Genomic DNA, 16,007 nt, shown 5'->3' with positions numbered 1-16,007 from the left:
ATACCGCGCCGCGGCGCAACGTTTGCCGACGCCACAAGTGCGGTTCTGGGACCGCAGTGCAAGCAGGAAACTGGCACAGGCTGTCGACATTTTTCGTCAATCGTGCAAATGGTGCGGTAACTTGCATGCGACACACACCGACTGGCCGCAGCCGAGGAGTTCACCGGTGGATGCGACACCTTTCGGGCACTACCAGCTGCAGAAGCTGCTGGGCCGAGGCGGAATGGGCGAGGTCTACCAGGCCTACGACACCAACACCGATCGCATTGTCGCGCTCAAGGTTCTCCCACCGCACCTAGCCACCGACGAGGTCTTTCAGCAGCGGTTCCGCCGCGAATCGCAGGCCGCCGCCGGTGTGAACGATCCGCACGTGGTGCCGATTCACGGATACGGCGAGATAGACGGCAGGCTCTACCTGGACATGCGGCTCATCGAGGGCCGCACGCTGGGCGAGATCCTGGCCGAGGACAAGAAGCCGCTGGATCCGGCATCGGCGGTGGCGGTGATCGAACAGGTCGCAGGCGCACTGGACGCCGCGCACAAGGCGGGTCTGATCCACCGCGACGTCAAACCGTCCAACATCCTGCTCACGCCGAACGACTTCGCGTATCTGATCGACTTCGGGCTGGCCCGCACGGCCGGTGAGGCCGGCATGACGACGGCGGGCAACACGCTGGGCACGTTGGGGTACATGGCCCCGGAGCGGTTCGAGGGCGGGCCCATCGACTCCCGCGCGGACATCTACGCGCTGACGTGCGTGCTCTACGAGCTGCTGACCGGCGCGCGGCCGTATCAGGCCGACAGCCTCGAGCAGCAGATCGCCGGGCACATGATGTCGCCGGCACCGCGCCCGTCGGCCACCGCCGCGAGGTTGGGGGCGTTCGACGACGTCATCGCCAAGGGCATGGCCAAGAAACCGGAGAAGCGCTATCAGACCGCGGCCGAGCTGGCCGGGGCGGCGCGGCGGGCGTTGACCGCGCCGGTGCCGCGGTCGGGCCGGACCAGCGGACGACACATCGCACGTCCGGTCACGTCGACGAGCCGGGTGCCGTGGCGGGCGTTGGCCGCCTCCAGTGCCGCGGTGGTGCTGGCCGGGTTGTGCGCGTTCGGGGCGTGGCAGATCTGGGGTGCGCCGGGCCGCGACGCCAAGCCCGCGAGCGTGGCCGAGTCCACGGTCCCGCCGGGCACGCCCGACGGCGAGGTGCCCGAGATCGCGGCGACGGTGCCGCCTGACATTCGCTCGACGGGTCGGCTGGTGGTCGGCGTGAATACGCCTTACGCGCCCAACGAGTTCAAGGACTCCTCGGGCAAGATCGTCGGTTTCGATGTCGACCTGATGAACGCCATGGCCCGTGTCCTGGGTCTGTCGCCCGACTACCGCGAGACCGGGTTCGAGAGCATCATTCCCTCGGTGACCGGCGGGAGTTTCAACGTCGGGATGTCGTCGGTCACCGACACCGCCGAGCGGGAGAAGGCCGTCGACTTCGTGACCTACTTCCAGGCGGGCACGCAGTGGGCCAAGCGCTCCGGCGGTGCGGTGGACCCGGATGCGGCCTGCGGCTTGAGGGTTGGGGTCACGTTCGCGACGATCCAGGAGACCACCGAGGTGCCGGGTAAGAGCGCGACGTGTGTCGCGGCGGGTCTGGCGCCGATCGACATGGTGGTCTACACCCGGCAGGACGACCTGACCGCCGCGCTGATCGCCGGTGACATCGAGGCGATGTCGGCGGACTCGCCGGTCACCGGTTTCACGGTGAAACTCAGTGCGGGAGAACTCGATACCGCGGGCGAGATATTCGACATGGCGCCCTACGGCTGGCCGGTGTCCAAGGGCTCGGCGCTGTCGGAGTCGCTGCGGCTGGCGCTCGAGCACCTGATGAAGACCGGCGAGTACCGCACCATCGCCACGATGTGGGGTGTCGAGAAGGGCATGATCGACACGCCTGTGGTGAACGGCGCGCGCGGCTAGTCCGACGTTCGCCCGGATGTGGATCTAGCCTGGCGGGATGCTCACCGAACTGTTGGACCTGCCGGCCGGCTCATTCCGGATGGGCTCGACCGACTTCTATCCCGAGGAGGCCCCCGTCCACTCGGTCACGGTGGCGGCCTTCTCCATCGAGCGCCATCCGGTGACCAACGCGCAGTTCGCCGAGTTCGTGTCCGACACCGGCCATGTCACCGTCGCCGAGCGACCGCTGGACCCGGCGGACTTCCCTGGCGTTCCACCCGCCGATCTGGTTCCTGGCGCGCTGGTCTTCCAGCCCACGGACGGGCCGGTCGATCTGCGCAACTGGCGGCAGTGGTGGACCTGGGCACCCGGCGCGTCGTGGCGGCACCCGTTCGGACCGGAGTCCTCCATCGAGGATCGACTCGATCACCCGGTGGTGCAGGTCGCCTACCCGGACGCCGCCGCGTACGCGGCCTGGGCAGGGCGTCGCCTGCCCAGTGAGGCGCAGTGGGAGTACGCCGCGCGGGCCGGAGCGGAGACGGCCTATGCGTGGGGCGACGAGGCGTCGCCCGATGGCCAGTTGATGGCCAACACGTGGCAGGGCCGGTTTCCGTACCGCAACGACGGCGCGCTGGGCTGGGTCGGCACCTCCCCGGTCGGTACGTTCCCGCCCAACGGTTTCGGCCTGGTCGACATGATCGGCAACGTGTGGGAGTGGACCACCACGCCCTACACGCCACGACACCGGACGGACCAGCCCACCTGCTGTCCGCCGCCCCCGCCGCCGTCGTCGTCCGGGGACCCGGCGATCAACCAGGCTCTCAAGGGCGGGTCACACCTGTGCGCGCCCGAGTACTGCCACCGCTACCGCCCGGCCGCGCGCTCGTCGCAGTCGCAGGACAGCGCCACCACCCACATCGGGTTTCGCTGCATCGCCTGAGGGGCAGGTGTGGCCGGCGATGGTCGGGACGTCGGCTGCGGGGATTTCTTCACCTTGGCATTAAAAGACGTGCGCATCCGTACCCTCGGCATGCAGCAGAATGGGGTGAGGGAGTGCTTGAGGGGGACAGGTGCAGGTAGATCCGGAGATATTGCGAGCGTTGGCCGGCCAGGTCGACAGCGCCGCCGGGGTGATCACCGCGGCCGATGTCGGTGGGACGACATCCAAAGCCGCCGAGGGACTGCCCGGCTCCACGACACAGTGGGCGGTGCGCGCCGTCGGCGAGCACTTCTCCACCGTGGCAGATCAACTCGCGCAGAATGTCACCAAGCTCGGACAGGCCGTGCGCGGTGCCGGTGACACGTACGAGGTGACCGATGACGCGCTGGCGGGCACTCTGGACGGGTTGTTCTGAGCGATGCTGCCGTCGCGTCCCACCCTGCGGGGGTGGAACCCGGACTCCCTGACGGCGTCTGCCGAGTCGATCATGGCCAAGGCACAGTCGGTGTCGGATGCGGTGACGGGTATCGATGACGCGTGCCAGCGCATGCCCGAGACCAAGGCTTGGTCGGGGCGTGCGCATGACGCGGCGTCGGCGATGTTCGGACGGGCGAGCCGTCAGGCGTCGACATTCTCTGCGTACGCGAAGGGCGTCGCGTCGGCGCTGCGAACCGGTGCCGATGCGATCGGACCGGCGCGAACTGCGCTGCTCAACGCGGCAGACCAGGTCGACGCGGGTCCGCTCAACGTCACCGACCAGTGGGTGGTCCTGATCGACCCGGTCAAGATGTCGGCCGAGGACATGGCTGAACTCGAGAAGCTGGCGCGTTCGGAGCAGGAGACGATCAATCGCATGCTGATGGCCGTCGGTGATGCCGATGACGCGACGGCCAACGCGGTGGTGGCGGCGGGAGCCGAGTTCGGCTTCGTCGAGGCCGGCCCGCCGACCGACCTCGGCTCGATGATGGTCCCGGTCGCGCAGCGCCCCGGCGATGAGGTGCCGAATCCCCGCGATCCAGTAGGTGTGGTCGCGCAGGAGGCAATTCGCAACGGGGACATGTCGATTACGGTTCGCGAGGTCGTCGAGTCGGAGAACTCCTATGGCGAGGAGGTGACGACCGTGTACATGCAGGACGGCAGTAGACAGGTCATCACCAAGCGCGATCCGTTCGACTGGCCCAGCAAGCAGAACTTCATCACCGTCGAGCAGTTCGACAAGAACGGCAACGAGGTGTCGGAATCCAGTTCGTGGCACGACTTCGGAACTGACTGCGACTACACGACTGTCTCTTGGCCGGACGGATCGCATTGGACGATGTCGATGGATCCGACCGGATATCGGACCGCCGGTTTCACCACGGCCGATGGCAGGCATTCGGCTGTGCCGGTGGAACTGATCGATAACATCTCATTGGTGTCGGGGGCCGGGCTTTCAGGACTGGAGAAGCACGTCGTGAACGGCGGGAGCCTGCCGATGATCACGGCTTCGTCGATCGACGACATCGGCAAGGCCGCCAAGTTCGGTGGACCCGCGCTCGGTGTTGCCACGACAGTGTTCGACATGGCCATGGCGGACTCGGGCAAGGATCGCTGTATCGCATTGGTCGCTGGTGTTGCCGGTGCGGGCGGTGGCTGGGCGGGAGCAGAAGCGGGTGCGTCGGCCGGTGCGGTGATTGGGTTGATGGGAGGTCCAGCAGCGCCGTTCACTGTGCCCGTCAGCGCATTCTTCGTGGGTGCGGTCGGCGCGTTTGGCGGCGCAAAATTGGGCAAGTTCGTAGGAGAGGTCGTGTGTCCGTACTGAACCTGCCAGAACCTGGCGGCTGGCGAGAAGCGCAGCGTAAGTGGGTCTGGGCAGCGGCTTTCATGGTCGTTGCCTGCGTGTGGCTTAGCGTTTTGGGCATCCAAGCGACGGTGCGCGGCAACTACCTCACTACCGTCATAGTCGTCGGGTGGGTAGCGCCCATGATCCTCGGCTTAGTTGTCTTGGTGTGGGCGTCTGTCTCGCCGACGTCCTTGCGGGCAAGTGTCGATTCAGCTGGCACAAAGTTCCGTGGGGATATACGGGTAGCGACACTGCTGCTCATTGGCGGTTTACTGTTCATCCCCGGCGGGTTGATGTACGTGATCTTTGTACCGCGTGGGCAGATTGACCTCCCGATGTCGCGCGGCTTTCAAGTTTTCTCGCCGATACTGATGGCTAGCGCGCTTTTCATCGTTGTTGGTGGCTTGATTTCGATCGTTCGACGCAAGGGTGCTGGCTATCTCCGCTTGAGCCCGTCGGGAATCGAGAACGCAAATGTCAAAGTTACGACCTTCGTGGCGTGGGACGACGTGATCGGCATCAAGGCCTCGGCCGAAAAGCCAACGAGAAAGGCGCTTGTCCTGTGTCTGAAGGATAGTGGTGAAGAGATCATCGAGGGTCTCACCGCGTACGTCCCCGGCGGCGGCTTGTACTGGATGATCCGGCACTACTGGCTGCATCCAGACGAACGAACCGAACTTGTTGACGGGCGGGCGTTGGAGCGGTTGAAGGCCGGGCGGTTCAATGTCGATGACACGGACGATTCGCGAATGTGATGCCGTTGCCGGAGCCGCTGAACTGGCGTGATAGCTGGCACCGTTTGGCGTGGTTGAGCCTCGGAACTGTGGCCTTCGTGGCCTGGTTCGTTTACGTGGCCGGCCGTGCCGCTGTCAGAGGTGACTACCTGACGGCTGTTGGGGTGGGGGCGTTCGTCGGTTGCCCGATCGTGCTCGTTGGCATGCTGGGATACGTTGCGGGGGGATGGACTTCGCTGCGCGCGAGACGTGATGCCACTGGAACGAAGTTGGTCGCCGACAAGATCTTCGAATGGTGCGGGTATCTCGGGTTTGCTCTGTTCATCGTCGGAGGAGCCGTGCTCGCGATCTTCATACCCCGGGGCACGATTGACCTCGATGTGTCGCGCGGATGGCAGCTCGCAACACCGATCGTGCTTGTGCCCGCAGTGGTCTTCGCGGTTCGCGGGTTGCTCACCGCGTACAAGCGAGGCGGCGTCGGTTACGTCAAGCTCACGCCCGCCGGCCTAGACATCGCCAACATCCTTTCGAATGACATTGTCGAGTGGGATGACATCGTCAAGATGGTCGACCACTCAGAGGAGAAGAAGACCCGCAAGGCGGCCGTGCTCAGTCTGAGGGATGGCAGCGAGAGGATCATCGACGGGCTGGACTTCTACGTGCCCAGGGGAGTCGGTTTGTACTGGATGATCCGGCATTACTGGCTGCATCCAGACGAACGAACCGAACTGGTTGACGGGCGGGCGTTGGAGCGGTTGAAGGCCGGGCGGTTCGACGTCGAGACGGGCGATGCCAGGGCCTGATCTCTCGGGCGCCGAGGGGGGATGTGCCGCCGAGACGATGTTGCACGTGCCCACCTCTGAGCGACAACGCCACAGTCCTTCAGGTCGGCGACGTACGGTGGGCCGGTGGCCAATGATGCAGTGCGCGATCAAGTGACCGACCCGGCGATCGAGCACGTGCCGGGCACGCCGAACCTTCTGCTCGGTGCCTTCGACGTGTCAACTTTGGGTTACGCGGCGCAGGAGCACTTCGTCTCCGGCACCGCGACCAGTTACGTGCCGCAGCCGTCCAGCGCGGACTACGTGACACGCATTGTGGTCATGACGCCGACGGACCCGGCGCGGTTCAGCGGCACGGTCGTCGTCGAGTGGCTCAACGTCAGCGGCGGAATCGACGCTCCCGCAGTGTGGTTCATGGCGCACCGCGAGATCGTCCGCGCGGGCCACGCCTACGTCGCGGTCTCGGCGCAGCGCGTCGGGATCGAGGGCGGCGCCAGCATGGGCATGGACATGTCGCTGAAGACGCTGGACGCAGCCCGCTACGGCGCGCTGACACATCCCGGTGACGCGTACGCCTACGACATCTACTCCCAGGTCGGCCGACTGGTCCGGGTCCGCGCTGACGAACTCCTGGGTGGTCTCCAGCCGGAAACTGTTCTGGCCATTGGCGAATCGCAGTCGGCGCTGTTCCTGACGACCTACGTCAACGTCATGGATCCGCTCGCGCAGGTGTACGACGGGTTCCTGGTGCACTCGCGGTTCGGTCCCGCCGCGCCGCTGGATGGCTCGTCGATCTTCGACGACGACTCCGCCGATCCGCAACCCGTGCCGTTCAGCGATGACCTGCGGGTGCCGGTCATGACGGTCATCACCGAGACCGACCTCGTCGGCGGCGTCCGGGCGGGTTATCACCTGGCCAGGCAGCCCGACGGGGATCGGCTGCGCGCCTGGGAGGTCGCGGGCACCGCGCACGCCGACAACTACACGATCAAGGTGGGGTTCATCGACTCCGGCGCGGCGCCGCTGGATGACCTCGTCGCCGGCTACGCGCCGACCACGACCCTGATGGGCCAGGAGTTGCCACACTGCATCAACTTCGCGCCGCAGCACCACTACGTGCTGCAGGCCGCGCTCGCTCATCTGGTCGCGTGGGTGCGCACGGGCGAGCTTCCGCCGACCGCTGAGCGGATGGACCTGACCGACGCCGAGCCGCCACAGCTGGTGCTTGACGCGAACGGGCTCGCGACGGGTGGGGTGCGCACGCCGTGGGTCGACGTGCCGATCGCCCGGACCTCGGGCATCGGCAGCGCTGAGCCGCTGATGGCGATGCTCTTCGGGTCCGGTGAGGTCTTCGACGCCGACACCGTGGCGCGGCTCTACCCGGGTGGTGCGGCCGAGTACATCGACCGGTTCACCCAGTCATTGGATGCGGCGATCGAGGCAGGCTTCCTGCTGGCCGCGGATCGTCAGGAGATTCTGGACCTCGCCGCTGCGACGTACCCGTAGGTCAGGCGCGGGGGGTCAGCCGGATCGCCGCGATCTTCAGGCGCTTGGCCGCCTCGGTGAACTCGTCGAGCGAGGGGATCGCTCCGGTGGTGAACTTGAAACCCATCGAGCGCTGGGCCTTCTTGGGTCCGTAGGCGTTGGCGACGCGGTGGGCGATGTCGGCGACCGTCGCGGGATCCTTGATCAGTTGGCCCTGCATGGGCGTCTTCTTGCCGGCGTACACCACCTCAGCGGGTGCTCCGTCGGCGAAGTTGTGCTTCCACCCGGCTTCGAGGATGGCGTAGAGGTCGCCGTCGAGGTGGTGCGCGCTGACGGGCACGGCGAAGTGTCGTCCCGACTTGCGGCCGGTGAATTCGACGACCATGAAGTCCTTGAGTGCAGAGCCAACCCCGGGGACACCGATCAGGACTCGCAGGGCGGGGTTGACAGCGCGCAGCAGCGCTTCGGGCGGATGGGACATCTCTATGGCAGCAGGCATGTCGCCACAGTAAGCACGGGGCGCGTCGTTCCTGTTCGGGTTTGCAAAAGTTGAGGTCAGACATGCACTGGCCTCCATCAGGAAACACCACGTACACAACCTGTTCGGTAGACGGCCTGCCGCTGGGGAGACACCGGATGGCTGCCCGTCACCGACTGGAAAGGTGGGGCTCGGACACTCGGCCGTGTCCCATCGTCCGAGCCGCCGCACCCTGCTCAAGGGAGCGGCTGTGCTGGCCGTTCTGCCCGTCGTGGGATTCTCCGGAGAGCATCGTCGCGGGCTCCTGTCATCGGATCCGTTCACGCTGGGCGTGGCCTCCGGTGAACCATCCCCGGACGGCATGGTGCTCTGGACGCGGCTGGCGCCGGGCCCGCTGGCCGACGACGGTCTGGGTGGCATGCCGGCGCGGCCGGTCGACGTGGAATGGGAACTCGCCGAGGACGAGTCGTTCACCCGCATCGCGCGGCGGGGGAGCGTGACGGCGGTGCCGGAGTCGGCGCACAGCGTGCACGTCGAACTGGAGGGGTTGCGACCCGGTGCGGAGTACTTCTACCGGTTCCGCACCGGCGGTCATCTGTCACCGGCCGGACGTACGCGCACCGCACCCGCGCTGGGATCGCTTGGGCCGCTGACGATGTGTGTCGCGTCGTGCTCGCACTTCGAGCAGGGCTGGTTCACCGCCTATCGCCGGCTCGCCGAGGATCAGCCGGATCTGGTTGTGCACCTGGGGGATTACCACTACGAGTACGCCGCCGGGCAGAGCAGGGAGCGGGTGCGCGATCACATCGGGCCGGAGACGGTGACGCTGGCCAACTACCGGCAGCGGTATGCGCAGTACAAGACCGATCCCGACCTGCAGGCGGCGCACGCGGTGGCGCCGTGGCTGGTGGTGTTCGACGATCACGAGGTGGCCAACAACTGGGCCGACGAGGTGCCCGCGAAACCCGAGCCGGGGTTTCTGGACAGACGCGCCGCTGCGCTGCAGGCGTACTACGAGAACATGCCGCTGCGCCGGTCGGCGTTGCCACGGGGCATCGACATGCAGCTCTACCGGCGCGTGCAGTGGGGAGGGTTGGCGACGTTTCACATGCTCGACACCCGGCAGTACCGCACCGACCAGCCGTGCGGTGACAAGTTCCAATCCGACTGCGCGGCGCGGTTCGATCCGGCCGCCACGCTGACCGGGGTGGAGCAGGAGCGGTGGCTGTTGGACGGGTTCGCGCGGTCGTCGGCGCGGTGGGATGTGTTGGGGCAGCAGGTGTTCTTCGGCGGTGTGGAGCTGAAACCCGGACCCGATGACGGCATAAACCCCGACGGGTGGGACGGCTACACCGCCAATCGGGAGCGGATCATCGCCGGGCTGGTCGACTCTCCGGTGCGCAACGCGGTGGTGCTCACCGGTGACGTGCACTCGCACTGGGCCGCCGAGGTGCGCGAGCGGGTCGGCGACCCGTCGTCGCCCGTCGTGGCGACCGAGTTGGTGACGTCGTCGATCACCTCGGGCGGGGACGGATCCGACACTCGGGCGGATATCGAGGCGGTGCTGCCGGAGAACCCGCACATCCGGTACTTCAACAATCGGCGCGGGTATGTGCGGGCGAGGGTGTCTGCCGATGAGATGCGCGCCGACTTCCGGGTGGTGCCGTACGTGTCGCGCCCGGGCGCGCCGGTGCGGACCGATGCGTCGTTCGTGGTTGCGGATCGGGAGCCGGTGCTGCGGTCGTTGTGAGGTGGCGTTGCCGCTCAGCCGGCTGCGCATTGGACGTTCATTCTTCGCATATTGTTTACAATCTGCTGTTGACCTTTTGCGCTACTGCCAATAACGTCTCCGAACATGCCCTTAGGCCGACGGATGTCGACGCTCATGGTTCTGCTCACTGCCGGTGCCACGACGCTCAGCGCGTGCGGCGACACTTCCTCTGACAGGGGATCACCTGAGAATCCGAGCGTGATCATCCTCAGCGGTGACGGCATGGGCCCGCAGCAGCGAACGGCGATCCAGTACTACCTGTATGGCCTCGACGAGCGGCAGCCAATGGACGCGCTGCCGTACTCGGGCTTCCTCGACACCATTCCGGGCGACCCGGAGGCCGCGGTCACCGACTCGGCCGCCGGCGCGACCGCGTGGGCCATCGGCAAGAAGGTGCCCAACGGCACGACGGGACTCGGCCCCGACGGCGAGCAAGTGCCGACGCTGATGACTATCGCCAAAGACCGTGGCATGTCCACGGGTTTGGTCAATGATCATGACATCACCAATGCGACGCTGGCGGCGTTCGGGTCCCCGGTGCCCGACCGCGACCTCAAGGTCGACATCGCCGAGGGCTATCTCGACAACGGGATCGATGTGCTGTTCGGCGGTGGTGAGAAGTACTGGTACCCCGAGGGTGAGCCGGGCAAGATCGCCGACAAGGGTGAGGACGATGCCAGCGAGGGCACGTCGAACCTGGTCCAACGGGCCGAGGCCGACGGCTACCAGTATGCCTGGGATCAGCCGACTTTCGATGCGCTGTCCGGACCGAAGGCCCTGGCGCTCGTGCAGGACAGTGCCAAGCGTCGCTCCACCGAGATCGAGGGTTACGACTACACGACCGATCCCAACTATGTGGCACCCGAGAAGCTCGTCTCCAAGGCGCTCGACATCCTCGGGAACAACGACAAGGGCTTCTTCCTCGTCATCGAGAGCGACGATCTGGACTCCGCCGGCCACGAGCATGACGCACAGAACATGATGCTGGCGGGCGAATCGATGAACGAGATGGTCAAGGTCATCACCGAGTACCAGAAGGACCATCCCGAGGTGCTGCTGATCGTCACCGCCGACCACGAGACCGGCGGCATGACGATCGAGAATGTGCTGGACGACGGTGAGCCCGAACCCAACAGCGACCAGATCGCCGACGACCCGGTGCCGTACTGGGCCAAGGAGCCGGAGAACATGCCGCTGCCGAACGGTGGCGTTCCGAAACGCAGCGGGCCGTTCACCATCAAGGGCACTGACCGAAAATTCAAAGTGGACTGGACCACTCCCGAGCACACCGGAACGATGGTGCCGGTGACCGCGGCGGGTCCGCTGGCCGAACGCTTCACCGGCGTCCACCCCAACACCTACGTCTTCGACGTGGTCAATGAACTGTGGGGCCGAAACTGAGCGATCTCGCGACTCTCCCAGACACCCGTGCGCTCGTCCGCACGGGCAGCTCCATCACGTTCGAAGCCGTCACCAAGACCTACGAGAACATCTACCACGCCGTCGAGTACGTCGACTTCAAGGTCGAAGCGGGCGAGTTCTTCTCGCTGCTGGGACCCAGCGGCTGCGGAAAGACGACGACGCTGCGGATGGTCGCCGGCTTCGAGCAGCCGACATCGGGTCGGGTGCTGCTGGGTGACGAGGACATCACCACTACTCGCCCGGCGAAGCGGCCGGTGAACCTGGTGTTCCAGGACTACGCGCTGTTCCCGCACATGACGGTCGGTGACAACGTGGCGTTCGGGTTGAAGGTGAAAGGCCTTGGCAAGCAAGAGTGTTCGCAGCGGGTCAGCGAGGCGCTGGCGTCGATGCGGCTCACCAAGCTCGCCGGGCGACGACCCGCTCAGCTGTCGGGCGGCCAGCGGCAGCGCGTCGCCCTGGCTCGCGCGTTGGTGAACCGGCCCAAGGCGCTGCTGCTCGACGAGCCGCTCGGCGCGCTGGATCTGCAGCTGCGGAAGGAGATGCAGCTCGAACTCGGCCGGTTGCACCGCAGCACCGGGACGACGTTCCTCTACGTCACGCACGACCAGGAGGAGGCGCTGACGCTGTCGGATCGCATCGCGGTGATGAACGCGGGGCGCATCGAGCAGCTCGCCGACCCGCGCAGCCTCTACGAACGGCCTGCGACGGCGTTCGTCGCCGGCTTCATCGGCACGTCGAACATCCTGGTGCTCAGGGATCCTCAGCGCGTGGGCGAACACCACGTCAGTGTGCTCGGCAGGGGCGACCGGCTCGTCGCGCGTGCGGGCTCGACGGCGGGCGACCTCCAGGTGACCGTCCGGCCGGAGCGCATCTACCTGCATCCGACCGAGGACGCCGAGGTGCCCGATGACCACAGCGCGGTACGCGGCGTCGTGACGGAGCTGGTGTATTGCGGGTCCACCACTCATGTCACCGTCGAGCTGCCCACCAGCGAGCAGCTCGTCGTGCACGAACTGAGCAACGACACCGACGTGCGGGCGATCGGCCGCGGGTCGAGGGTGCGGCTGTCCTGGCCCGCGAGCTGTAGCCACGTGATCGGTTCGGTCGAGTCGTGACCGGCTTCGTCGACTGCCACTCGCACCTGCTTGCGGGGGTCGACGACGGGCCGCGCACCGACGCCGAGAGCGTGCAGATGCTCAACGACTCCGCCTCCGGCGGCACCCGAATCCTGTTCGTCACTTCCCATCTCGACGAGCGCTACCCGTGGACTCCGCAGCGCGCCTCGGCACTGGCTGAGGCGTTCGACCACCTGCAGCAACTCGGCGCCGACGTACCCGGCTGCCCGGAGCTGCGGATGGGCTTCGAAATCGCACCGCGACCGGGCGCACCGGAGTTCGTCGCCGACCCCGCGCGCTGGCGCCTGGCGGGCACCGACGTGGTACTTGTCGACGGCCCCGACGACATCCCCATGCAGCACGACGCCGGCATCCTCGCCTACGTGGAACGCGTCGTCGCCGCCGGCCTGCGGCCCGTGGTGGCGCACCCCGAGCGTCGGGCCTTCCTGTTCGACGGCGACCACGACTTCGCCTACGAACTGAAGTCGAAAGGTGCCCTGCTGCAGGTCGACTCGGGCTCGCTGCTCGGCTGCGACGGACCCGCGGTGGCGGCTGAGGCGCACCGCCTGCTCGCCGAGGGGCTCGCTGACCTGGTGGCCTCGGATGCCCACGAGCTTGGGGAGGCGGATCTGCGGCCTGTCCGAGACCTGCTGCACGAACGATTCGGATCGGATAGTGACGCTCTGCTCGACGGCACGACCCTGGAGGAAAGATGATTCGATATCCCATTCGGATGACGGCGTGTGCGTCGGCGGCGCTGCTGCTGGCGGCGTGCGGTGGCGGGAGCGAGAGCACCGCGTCCGGTGGCGGGGGTGAACTGCGCACCTTCACCTACGAGGACACCGTCAGCGACGAGATCCTCGCCCCGTACAAGGCGGCCAACCCCGACGTCGACGTACGGACCGCGACGTTCGAGAGCCTCGACGAGGCGGCGGCCAAGCTGAAGTCCGGCTTCTCCACCGACGTCATCGAGGTGTGCCTCGACGAGGCCAAGCCGCTGCTGGAGAACGATCTGCTCGCGCCGATCGACACCTCGAAGCTGAGCAACTGGGACGCTCTGTCGACGACGTTTCGCGATGCGAACGGCGTCACAGTCGACGGCAACGTCATCATGGTGCCGGTGTCGTCGGGTCCGCACGGGATGATCTACTCCACCAAGGACTTCCCCGACGGTGTCGACAGCTACGCAGCGCTGTTCGACCCGGCGAACAAGGGCAAGGTCGCGCTCGACGGCGGTTGGCTCACCGCGCTCGCCGACACCGCGCTCGCGTCGGGCATCAAGGACCCGATCTCGATGACCGACGCCCAGGTCGGCGAGATGAAGGACAAGATCATCGCCGCGCTGCACGACGGCCAGTTCCGCACCATCTCGCAGTCGGACTCCGACCAGGCCAACCTGTTCAAGTCGGGCGAGATCGTCCTGGCCGACGGCGGCCGCGGCACCGCCGAGCAGATCAACTCCGAGGACGGCGCCGTCACCTGGGTGGCGCCCAAGGAGGGCACGTTGTCCTGGGTGTGCGGGCTCGGAATCAGCGCCGACGCTGCCGACACCGACGCGGCGTACGCGTTCATCAACGACTACATCGGGACCGCGACGCAGGCCGTCGTCGGTGACCTCGGCTACGTGATCACGAACCCGACGGCGCTGCCCGAGGTTTCGGAGGAGTTCCGCAAGGGCGCCGATCCTGCCGAGGTGAAGGGCACCATCCCGCAGGTCGAACCGGCGAACGCCGAGGTGTGGCGCAGCGCGTGGCAGGAGATCGAGGCCGGCGGGTGACGGGTCGCAACAACTGGGGCACGGTCCTCGCCACGGCGTTGGTCGCGGTGGTGATGGTCGTCCTGGTCGGTCCGATCCTGCTGCTCGCGGTCTTCTCGTTCAACGACTCGTCGATCATCGCGTTACCGTTCGAGGGGTTCACGTTCGAGTGGTACCGGGCGGCGTTCTCCGACCCGGATGTGGCTGATTCGCTGCGCAATTCGTTGGTCCTGGCGGCGATCATCGCACCGCTGTGCGTCGTGCTGGGCACCGCGACCGCGTGGGGCCTCACCCGCTTCCGGTTCCGTGGCCGCGGCTTCTGGTCCGCGCTGGTGGCCGCGCCGCTGGTGATCCCATGGCTCGTGATGGGTGTCAGCGGCCTGCTGCTGTTCGCCTCCCTGGGCATCGAGCTGTCGCTGATGACGGTCGGGGCCATGCACATCGCGGTGACGTTCCCGTTGGTGACGGCGCTGGTGTCGGCGCGGCTGGTGCGGTTCGAACGCTCGCAGGAGGAGGCCGCCGTCGACCTCGGGGCCTCGCAGCTGCAGCTGATGACCAAGGTGGTGCTGCCGCAGCTGGCGCCCACGCTCGGTGCGGCGCTGATCTTCGCGTTCGCATGGTCGTTCAACAACTTCGAGATCAGCTTCTTCAACGGCGGTTACGAGCAGACATTCCCGGTGTGGGTGTACTCGGTGCTGCGCCGGTCGGACAACCTGCCGATCGTCAACGCGGTGTCGACGGCGGTCTCGGTGGCACAGGTGCTGGTCGTCTACGGCATGTGGATGGCGTTGCAGGCCATCAACAGACGCCGCGGCTCAGAGGAGACGCTGACCGACATGGTGGGTGGGGGTCTGCGGTGACTGCATCGCTCGAGGTGCTGGAGGCCGAGAAGACCGCCCCCGCGCAGAGGCGGGGCGGCCTGTTGCCGGCCGCGTACCTGTCGGCGCCGATGACGGTGCTGATCCTGCTGGTGCTGGTGCCGATGTTCATCCTGTTCCTCATCAGCATCGGCATGGAGATCGGCCGCGGCACCAGCGTGTGGTCGCTCGAGGCGTACACCAGCCTCCTGACCGACCCGCTGTACCGGAAGGTGGCTATCACCACCATCATCATCGCGACATCGGCGATGATCGCGCAGCTGGTGATCGGCGTGCCACTGGCGTACGTGATGGCGTTCAAGGCCGGTCGCTTCGAGATCCCGCTGCTGCTGGGCCTCGTCGTGCTCGACGAGCTCAATCCCGTGGTCCGGGTGTACGCCTGGCGAATGCTGCTGGGTCGCAACGGGATCATCAACAAGTTCCTCGAAACCGTGGGGCTGATCGATCAGCCGATCGACGCGCTGCTGTTCAACCAGGGCACGGTGATCGTCGTGTTGTCGACGGGCTGGATCACCTACACGGTGATACCGCTGTACGCGGCGATGAAGGCGATCGACCCGACACTGTTCTCGGCGGCCGCCGACCTCGGTGCCGGCTGGTGGACCATGACGCGGCGGATCCTGCTGCCGCTGGCCGCCCCGGGAATCTTCGTCGCCGTACTGCTGGTGTACATCCCGCTGTTCACCGACTTCGCCACGCCGACGCTGGTCGGCGGCACCAGCGGCTACATGCTGGGACAGGCCGTCAACGACCTGATCCTCGAACAGGGCGACCTCGCACGCGGTGCGGCGCTGAGCAACCTGCTGCTGATCGCGTCGGGTGTCGTCGCAGCAATAGCCTTCCGAATGGCCAAGATCAACAGACTGGAGTCGTGAC

Annotated in this window: 15 protein-coding genes; 14 read left to right on the top strand and 1 reads right to left on the bottom strand. The window is 66.6% G+C overall.

Translation table 11 applies throughout. The features are described from left to right. The first annotated feature begins 166 nt into the window (after positions 1 to 166). The 7 genes from stpK7 to ABIA65_RS20565 all read left to right on the top strand — a co-directional run bounded on the left by stpK7 (position 167) and on the right by ABIA65_RS20565 (position 7,732). Positions 167 to 1,969 carry a serine/threonine protein kinase StpK7 gene (gene stpK7 / locus ABIA65_RS20595; RefSeq protein WP_241400977.1) on the top strand — a complete coding sequence of 601 codons (1,803 nt, stop codon included), beginning with the start codon at positions 167 to 169 and terminating at the stop codon, positions 1,967 to 1,969. 37 nt (positions 1,970 to 2,006) lie between these two features. After that, complete coding sequence (locus tag ABIA65_RS20590; RefSeq protein WP_354524759.1) at positions 2,007 to 2,888, top strand: formylglycine-generating enzyme family protein; 882 nt, start codon at positions 2,007 to 2,009, stop codon at positions 2,886 to 2,888. Between the two features lie 130 nt (positions 2,889 to 3,018). Then, on the top strand, positions 3,019 to 3,303 hold the full coding sequence (locus ABIA65_RS20585; RefSeq protein ID WP_241400975.1) for a type VII secretion target: 285 nt from the start codon (positions 3,019 to 3,021) through the stop codon (positions 3,301 to 3,303). Positions 3,304 to 3,306: 3 nt separating this feature from the next. After that, positions 3,307 to 4,689, top strand: a complete 1,383-nt coding sequence (locus ABIA65_RS20580) for a WXG100 family type VII secretion target (protein ID WP_354524758.1) — start codon at positions 3,307 to 3,309, stop codon at positions 4,687 to 4,689. After that, on the top strand, positions 4,677 to 5,465 hold the full coding sequence (locus ABIA65_RS20575) for a hypothetical protein (protein WP_241400973.1): 789 nt from the start codon (positions 4,677 to 4,679) through the stop codon (positions 5,463 to 5,465). Before ABIA65_RS20580 ends, ABIA65_RS20575 begins: the two co-directional genes overlap by 13 nt. Positions 5,466 to 5,542: 77 nt before the next feature. Beyond that, positions 5,543 to 6,247 (top strand): hypothetical protein, encoded by a 705-nt coding sequence (locus tag ABIA65_RS20570; protein WP_354524757.1) that lies wholly within the window; start codon positions 5,543 to 5,545, stop codon positions 6,245 to 6,247. Between the two features lie 132 nt (positions 6,248 to 6,379). Further along, positions 6,380 to 7,732, top strand: a complete 1,353-nt coding sequence (locus tag ABIA65_RS20565; protein ID WP_354524923.1) for an alpha/beta hydrolase domain-containing protein — start codon at positions 6,380 to 6,382, stop codon at positions 7,730 to 7,732. 1 nt (position 7,733) lies between these two features. Here the strand turns inward: ABIA65_RS20565 and ABIA65_RS20560 are convergent, their stop codons facing one another. Next, entirely contained in the window at positions 7,734 to 8,210 is a 477-nt protein-coding gene (locus ABIA65_RS20560) for a hypothetical protein (RefSeq protein WP_354524756.1), read from the bottom strand. A gap of 184 nt (positions 8,211 to 8,394) precedes the next feature. Here ABIA65_RS20560 and ABIA65_RS20555 point away from each other — a divergent pair, with 184 nt between their 5' ends. The 7 genes from ABIA65_RS20555 (at position 8,395) to ABIA65_RS20525 (ending at position 16,006) form a co-directional block, all read left to right on the top strand. Then, the gene (locus ABIA65_RS20555; protein ID WP_354524755.1) at positions 8,395 to 9,939 is read left to right on the top strand and encodes an alkaline phosphatase D family protein; all 1,545 of its coding nucleotides are present in this window, start codon (positions 8,395 to 8,397) and stop codon (positions 9,937 to 9,939) included. 219 nt (positions 9,940 to 10,158) lie between these two features. Continuing rightward, positions 10,159 to 11,361, top strand: a complete 1,203-nt coding sequence (locus ABIA65_RS20550) for an alkaline phosphatase (protein ID WP_354524754.1) — start codon at positions 10,159 to 10,161, stop codon at positions 11,359 to 11,361. Beyond that, the gene (locus ABIA65_RS20545) at positions 11,346 to 12,497 is read left to right on the top strand and encodes an ABC transporter ATP-binding protein (RefSeq protein WP_354524753.1); all 1,152 of its coding nucleotides are present in this window, start codon (positions 11,346 to 11,348) and stop codon (positions 12,495 to 12,497) included. Before ABIA65_RS20550 ends, ABIA65_RS20545 begins: the two co-directional genes overlap by 16 nt. Beyond that, positions 12,494 to 13,213, top strand: coding sequence for a CpsB/CapC family capsule biosynthesis tyrosine phosphatase (locus ABIA65_RS20540; RefSeq protein ID WP_354524752.1), 720 nt, complete (start codon positions 12,494 to 12,496; stop codon positions 13,211 to 13,213). The genes ABIA65_RS20545 and ABIA65_RS20540 overlap by 4 nt, the downstream gene beginning before the upstream one ends. Next, positions 13,210 to 14,274: an ABC transporter substrate-binding protein gene (locus ABIA65_RS20535; protein WP_354524751.1), complete on the top strand. Its 1,065-nt coding sequence runs from the start codon at positions 13,210 to 13,212 to the stop codon at positions 14,272 to 14,274. Before ABIA65_RS20540 ends, ABIA65_RS20535 begins: the two co-directional genes overlap by 4 nt. Then, on the top strand, positions 14,247 to 15,113 hold the full coding sequence (locus ABIA65_RS20530) for an ABC transporter permease (RefSeq protein WP_354524750.1): 867 nt from the start codon (positions 14,247 to 14,249) through the stop codon (positions 15,111 to 15,113). Before ABIA65_RS20535 ends, ABIA65_RS20530 begins: the two co-directional genes overlap by 28 nt. Beyond that, positions 15,110 to 16,006, top strand: coding sequence for an ABC transporter permease (locus ABIA65_RS20525; protein WP_241400964.1), 897 nt, complete (start codon positions 15,110 to 15,112; stop codon positions 16,004 to 16,006). Before ABIA65_RS20530 ends, ABIA65_RS20525 begins: the two co-directional genes overlap by 4 nt. Position 16,007 lies beyond the last annotated feature (1 nt).

This window comes from Mycolicibacterium sp. 624 (genome assembly GCF_040548615.1).
Classification (GTDB): domain Bacteria; phylum Actinomycetota; class Actinomycetes; order Mycobacteriales; family Mycobacteriaceae; genus Mycobacterium.
This window is presented reverse-complemented; position numbering and strand designations above follow the sequence as displayed.

What these genes read in the sequence shown, in the direction of transcription:
- ABIA65_RS20590 (WP_354524759.1), top strand. Translation starts at nt 2,007, where the DNA reads ATGCTCACCGAACTGTTGGACCTGCCGGCCGGCTCATTCCGGATGGGC.
- ABIA65_RS20580 (WP_354524758.1), top strand. Translation starts at nt 3,307, where the DNA reads ATGCTGCCGTCGCGTCCCACCCTGCGGGGGTGGAACCCGGACTCCCTG.
- ABIA65_RS20560 (WP_354524756.1), bottom strand. Translation starts at nt 8,210, where the DNA reads ATGCCTGCTGCCATAGAGATGTCCCATCCGCCCGAAGCGCTGCTGCGC.
- ABIA65_RS20535 (WP_354524751.1), top strand. Translation starts at nt 13,210, where the DNA reads ATGATTCGATATCCCATTCGGATGACGGCGTGTGCGTCGGCGGCGCTG.